Origin of the sequence: Vibrio sp. 10N.239.312.C11 (genome assembly GCF_041466065.1) — a bacterium.
GTDB classification, from domain to species: Bacteria; Pseudomonadota; Gammaproteobacteria; order Enterobacterales; family Vibrionaceae; genus Vibrio; species Vibrio tasmaniensis_A.
This window is the reverse complement of the sequence record NZ_JBFSRZ010000017.1, coordinates 79287-86200: the sequence shown is the minus strand read 5'-3', so window position 1 is coordinate 86200 and position 6914 is coordinate 79287. Positions and strand designations below refer to the sequence as shown.

Annotated in this window: 3 protein-coding genes and 1 pseudogene; 1 reads left to right on the top strand and 3 read right to left on the bottom strand. The window is 34.6% G+C overall.

From position 1 onward, the window contains the following. Window positions 1-110 precede the first annotated feature (110 nt). The 3 genes and pseudogenes from AB6D07_RS09970 to AB6D07_RS09960 all read right to left on the bottom strand — a co-directional run. Window positions 111-521: pseudogene (locus AB6D07_RS09970) on the bottom strand (CreA family protein); the annotation flags it as partial. A gap of 124 nt (window positions 522-645) precedes the next feature. Then, window positions 646-1644 (bottom strand): DUF6035 family protein, encoded by a 999-nt coding sequence (locus AB6D07_RS09965; RefSeq protein WP_372091315.1) that lies wholly within the window; start codon window positions 1642-1644, stop codon window positions 646-648. Continuing rightward, window positions 1644-2933, bottom strand: a complete 1290-nt coding sequence (locus AB6D07_RS09960; RefSeq protein ID WP_372091313.1) for a hypothetical protein — start codon at window positions 2931-2933, stop codon at window positions 1644-1646. Before AB6D07_RS09960 ends, AB6D07_RS09965 begins: the two co-directional genes overlap by 1 nt. Window positions 2934-3149: 216 nt before the next feature. On the opposite strand from AB6D07_RS09960, the gene AB6D07_RS09955 reads away from it, so the two are divergent. Beyond that, complete coding sequence (locus AB6D07_RS09955; protein ID WP_372091312.1) at window positions 3150-6902, top strand: hypothetical protein; 3753 nt, start codon at window positions 3150-3152, stop codon at window positions 6900-6902. The last annotated feature ends 12 nt before the right edge of the window (window positions 6903-6914 follow it).

Genomic DNA, 6914 nt, shown 5'->3' with positions numbered 1-6914 from the left:
ATGATCTTATTCTTCGTGCTGAAAGATTAGAATGCGGTGTTCATGACACGCTTACCGATGTCTGTACAGGTGACTCGTTTTACTTTTCGCTTGAGGGCATTTACGTGAGCCTATTCCGCTGGGAGGAGTGTTGCTGGATCAACGTAAGCCTCAGTACCCCATAGGGGAACGGTTGAAAGGCTATGCTTGAAACTGCCTTCTGTTTCTTTGGTGGTGTATGACAAGTAAAGCAGCGATTGATTCTCTGCATCGTAGATACGACGAACCTTCATTGTTTTAAAGAAGATACTTTTTGATTGTTTGAACACCACTTCACCAGATTTGCTTTTGTCTATTTTAGCAATCATTTCTGATGTAATTTCACCGGTTTGACGACAAGAAATAGAGCTATCGCTTGGATCGGAAAGGCTAAGGTTTGCTTCGATTGAAGCGATATGACAAGTCACACCTGCGATTTTATCATCATCTAAAGAAGACATTTTGATATCCTTATATGTAAAAAAAATCTTACCAAGTGACAACTAATAAATATTCATATATTTATTAGTTGTTTATTAGATTTGTTTTACTTGGTATTTTTAGATATCACGACAATAAAATTACCTAATTACGTCTGAAGTTTGATACACATTCGAAGTCAAAACTCTATTTTATAGATAAGCAAATTCCGCACCTCTTCTTACTGTCTAATATGAGTGTTTGCGTTGACGCTTTACAACTAATGCAAAAGTTAGGGTTTTCTTTTCGCTTAGAGATTGTTAACTGAGATTTCAGTTCTCCCTCCATTATTTCTACATCTTTGTAATAGGCTTTAAGATAGTAGTCGTGGAATGTGAGTTTAGAAAACGGGACGAGTTCGTTTTTCCATTCGTAGTTAAGCTCTTGAGCCTCGATGAATGGCTCTCTCCAATGAACATCAAACCATAACTCACCAGTTTCTTTAGTCTTATCTTTTGCTTCTCGGTTTAGTACAAAAACGTTGGCTCTATTTCGGTAGGCAATATCCAAGTCGGTGAAGCGTTTTCCGTCAAAATCTAATAGTACCCATATCACGAAAGTGTTGTTTCGTTGATAGAAGTGCTCACGAGCGGCAATGACACTGATAAACGTTGTACTCATTTGTAATTCAAACACGACACGTATTGTTCGTCCCTCATCGTTATAGTAAGAAGAGACGTCAGGTATACGCCACTCTTTACTCATTATCTGCGTTGGCTCATCAGTAGAGTCTCTAAACGTTGCCTCTACCTCACAATCAGTGAATCTCTGTAGTCGATCATTTTCAATAGCTTCGTGAATGAACTCTTTAGATTCTCTATGAGCTTTTCCCTCTTTTTGTCCATTGAATTTCATAGCAAGGATTTGTTCTTGCTTTAGCACTGAATCTTTTTCTTGGAGAGGACACTCAGCGTTTTGGTGTTTATGCTTATAGTGATCTATGGTGCGAGCTTGATTTGAACGGAGTACGACAGGCTGAAAACAGACTGCACACAAGTAAGTTCGTAGTCCGTCTTCAATAAGACTTCTTTTCTTGAAAAAATCACCTTCTTCTATTGAATCAAGTTGGTCAGAAACCCAAATAACATCATGAGTCTGAGGATCGTAAATCTCAGTAATCAAACGTTTTTTAAAAATTGTAGTCATTAAACATCACCACTTTCAACGAGCTTTTGGAGCCCTTGATTTTCTTTGAATAACTTAAATTTTTGAGCTTTGTAAAATTCAACACCTTTCTTTGCTTCATCAAGTTCTTCTTGTTTTCTCTCCACATTGAATTCAAGCTCGTTGAGGTTGTGCTCTGCTAGTCTGTACTTGTTTTGATATTGGTCATAAGACTCAGATAGCTCGACAATTTGAGTTAGTTCTTGTTCTAAATCGCCAAAGCTACAGTCAAACTTTTCAAGTACACGTCTTAACCATTTAGCATTATCAATTTCTTTATCAAAATTAGATTTCTGAACCTTTAGATGTTCAATCTGTGTTTCTAAGCTATTTTTTTCAAACTCTTGTTGTTTGAGGTGATACTTCCCAGAAGAATAGGCAGCACGCAACTGCTCAACTTTTCTGTTGAGTCCCGATGTCGAGTTACCACTCAATAATTCGCTTCTTTGCCGTTTAAATGTTGAGATCTTTGCAACTAGTTCACTTTCTTGTTTTTTCAAATCGTGTATGTTTTTACTTAAGTCATACTTGTCTGTCTGGTTTTGATAATGGGTTAAGGTTGTTTGTGTTTTTACAATGTCACGATTTATTTGTTCCAGTGTATAGCTAGCAACTTCGATTCTTTCATTTACCTGGTCAAGTTCACTTAAAGCTTGTTGCTGTTTGTCCTCAATCGAGGATTGTTCAATTGATGCGATATTTCTGGTTAGAGAGTGAAGAGGGTTGAATGAAAGCCAAGTACAACGTTTGTGAAGTTGGTCATCTAAAACCTTGTCGCTAAGATAAGATGTAAAGTCGGTAGACGGGACTGTAAGACCGCTAAGATTCAGCTCAATCACACTATCGAAACGTTTTCTGAGTGCTAGAATCTGGTTTTGGTCAACTACGCAGTCTTCTAACGCTATTGTAAGATAGATCGCCTGATTATCTTGCAGTGTTAACTCGATCAGAGGTCTGGTGTCTGTGTCGATTAATAGGGTGCAGTGTGTTACATCTACACTAAGACTGCTGGTGCAAGTGTAGTCAATTGGTATGGTTAGTCGCTGTTGATCTGAGATTAAATGGGTTAAACGTTCACAGATTTCGGATAGAACTAGGTGGTCGCATTGTTTACCTGAATGTTGAAATAGTTGAAAACTCTTCTCTCGTTGGACGCTCTTACCGCAAACACGACAATGACCTGTTAAGTTATTGCTTTCCTTTGAGTCTATCAAAACCCCATTGTCATTAAGACAAAAACGAACTCCCATTCTTTGAGTGCTACTCAACATAGCTAAACTCCTACGAAATAAGATACATATTCAACCATATTTTAGAACAAAAAAATATGCAAATCACTTAATATTTAATTATTGACGTGGTGAAAATTTTTATAATTATCGATAACAGATAAATTGCCTATAAAACAAGACGAATCAATGACATAAAGTAGAACTAGAAGTATCATAGTTTAGATATGGTTTCTTCACTTTTAAAAGGCTTAATTTGTGATTATTCAAAAGCTACCTTTACGGCTAAGTGAGATTAATGAGTTACTTATTCCGTCTTCTGATTGCCGACAACCACAACGTGAATCGTTGAACTACCGAAAACACCAAGAAGCTGAATACCTAGCAGAAATTCTTTGGAAGTTAGAGCTGAATGGAAGCGCTTTGAATCGCAACCTCATAAGTGACCTTCATTCTGGGAAAGAGAGGTGGGCTGATGAACAAGGGGTTTATGTTTCAATCGCTGAGACGGAGTTTGAATTTGCAGTTCTAGAAAAGTTGGGGTTGATATTCTTTGAAAATGACTGGCTTAATCTAACGACCAGAAACCTACCAGACTTTTTAGATGTTGACGGTTCGATAGTACCAGTGCTACGTTTTTTAGAAAATATTAAACAAATACTTACAGGTGATTCAGAACTTTCGAATTTAGAACCACTTAAGTTAAAGATAAAAAGAAGCGATCTTTATGAGATCGTTGGTGAATATGAGTACAAATTTACCGAACATAAAGTTAACTTGACTACAGTCGGAGAGTATTTTTTTGTAGATGTTCAAGGCGACGGATGGGGTGAAGAACAACTACTTAATCAATACTTTTGGAAGTTATTCTTGGAATCAGAATGTAACAAAAATCAAATTAAACATTTTTTCTCACTAGATTCAATTTTTCCTGATTTGATTAAATTTCCCCAAATAAAGCTATATGATAGATATGATTCTGATAACTTTGAAATTTTAATAAAAGAATGTACATCAAATTCATTCTTGCTTAGATGTTCAATTTCAGAGTTTATTACTCTAGAAGAAACGAAAAGAAATTTTATTGGAAATGTATTTAAAACAATTGATAAAGAAGGAGAGTCAGAAAAGCTAACTTTGGTCGAACTTATCAACTACTATGATTCAATACAAAGTAGTAGCTATGAACTAGAAAAAGATATTTTGCCAATGCGAGCTAATTCTTATTATTACAAATTCATACGTAGTATAAATCACAATGCAATAATACAATTAGCTTCAGATAAGGTATACGTGAACTACTCTGATGTTTACGTCGATGATTTGTTAAATGAACTCCTGTTAAATATAAATGACAACCCATTATTAAAGTTTTTCTTGTTATATTGTGTTCACACAACAAATAATAATTATGCTTTATATTTACTTTCTAGCCCAAGCTTCTTTAAATATGGTTATAAACTAATCAAAAGAAATATAACTAACAAGTACAGGCTACATGTTGAGCGTGATATTATAATCATAGGACATATCATATCATTAGTTGCAGAATCTTGTATTGCTACAACATTAAATAACAATAGCGTAAATAAATTGGCGATTTTCTTATGTGATTTAATTAAAGATTCACACATAAAAGAGCTTGATACATATGATATAGATCATAATCTTTTTGATGAGATATTCAATCAATTAAAACCTTCGGATGCTGAAAAGGTAATCAAATATTGTGTTGAATACTTAAATATCACATCACCTAACCTGATAAGAAACCAATCGGAACTGTATCTGATTTTTAATTTGTTGAAATGTTTTTCAAAAAACAAGCGATACAATGATGTAGGCCAAATTCACGTTGAATTGAACAATTTAATTCTAAATAGATACAGAGAATACTTTGAAAAAAGTTCAAATACTAATGGGTACTCCTTCGAGAAGGATTTATTTTACGATACCTTACCTTGGGGTTGTCTATCTGAACAATTCTGTAATGACTTTCTTGAGCTACAACCTAAAAAGAGAGAGCTACACAACAAATTAAGCGATGATAATTTTGAAAACAAGATTCAGTTTTCGAATAGCATTTCTAACTATTTGCAGATCCTTAATAATCTCGTGAAAGTTCAAGGTGGTTCAAGGGATGTACTTATTTCAAACATTATCTATCTGATTACTGAGTTTGGGTTTGAAAGTGAGGATGTCCGTTATCCTCTAGTTTATGATAAGTATAAGAGTACATTTAAAGAAGAGTATTGCCTGTTAGTTGCTATTTCGAAGAACTTTCATTATTACCGAGATGCTGACTTTGAACGGTTGCTTGATAATATTTCTAACATAGCTCCGTTGTCGTCTATGCTTATTCTTCTAGAGAATGCTCAATCTGAAAGTAGGAATAGGTATATACAAAATCTAATAAGTAGTAAGAGCTATACTGAATCTGGAGAGACAAGTATTACTAATATTGAATCATCCTATAACTCAGCAATAATGACCAACAATCTTGACCTAGCAAAAATTGCGTTATCTCAGGCTCACCATTTTTTTGAATTTCACCATTGGAAAGATAACATTGAAGTCAGAGTGATGATGTTTCAATGGGATATTTTAGAATATAAGCTTGCATTGGTTACTATTTTAAATTCAGAGTTGTTACCTGATCAAAAAGAAAAGTCAGTGAATGACGCTGAATACCCAGAACCAAACTCGGATATAAAAAATCACCATAAGACAAAATCATGGGAAAAAGAAGCGAAATTATTTAAAAGCTATATTATAGGGCTGATAATTTTTAGCCAAGACCCCGAAAGAGCAACGAAAATTTTTGAATATTTGAAAGAATCGCATCCTAATACAATTTTCCCTCATCTCCATTTCATAACTAATATCAAATGGTTAGAGTCAAAATCTTCAACCAGTGAAGAGTTTAAATTAGTAATCAAGGATTATGAGGACTCTATTGTTGATTTCAACTTTGAAAATCTCTCGCTTGGCAACAAAGCTGATTACTTATCAGCAATATTTCTGTCAGAACAATATACAAAAGTAGAACAATTATGTGAGTTATTAGATATTGTCGAAAAATCATACAAGCCCATTGCAATAACTTACTGTCGTTCCCTTCAAAAAAATGGAAATGATAACAAAGCTAAACAGTTTGTTGATAACTATAAACTTTATCACGGGCTAGATAGTTTAGATGAAGAGTTCAATAAAGAGGTGGAAAATATTGATAAATCAATTTTGAATAGGTTTGATGAGTCAATGAGTGAGAAGCTTAAGTATCAGTTTATGATTGGGCGAAAGGATAATGATGAATTGAGAACAATTTTTAATGAAATCCGAGTTGCACCAGTTAACGATTTATCAGAAATTATTCCATCGACAAAGTTAGATAAAGATAAATTTCTATATGAAGAAGTTTTGGCTTGTGCAAAAGTTATACGGTCAAGAGCAAAAAACCTAGAAGTTGAGATTGAAAGAAATGACGAAAACCTTATCAATTCTTGGATTGTATCTATCTTCAATGCCAGATTGAACCGTTTCGGTATTTCAATAGATGAGCAAAAGTTTATAGGGGAATCTAGTCCAAAGGACAATACCAAAAAACCTAAAACTTCAGGCTCTGCTGACGGTGTGATTATGGATCAAACAAATGAACAACTGGCATTGTTTGAAGGGTTAAACCTTAACTCTGTTTCTACTTCAACAATTGACTCTCATTATGACAAACTCAATAAGTATGACCTGATAGGTTTGTCACCAATGTTTCTTGTGTCGTACTGTTACTTTAAGAATGATTTTCGTGCCTCTGTTGATGATTATATCGAGCACGTTGAAGCTAAAGACTACTATGATTTTGACCGTCCAGATGATCACACACTGGAAGTCCTTTCTGAAGCAACTACTAAACACTTAGTGGCAGCTTTAGAGTATCGAAACCGTGGACCGCAACGTGTAGCGATATATCACATTCTTATTGATATGAAGCTTCCATCTCAAGAGAAGAGCTAGAAGTCATATGCC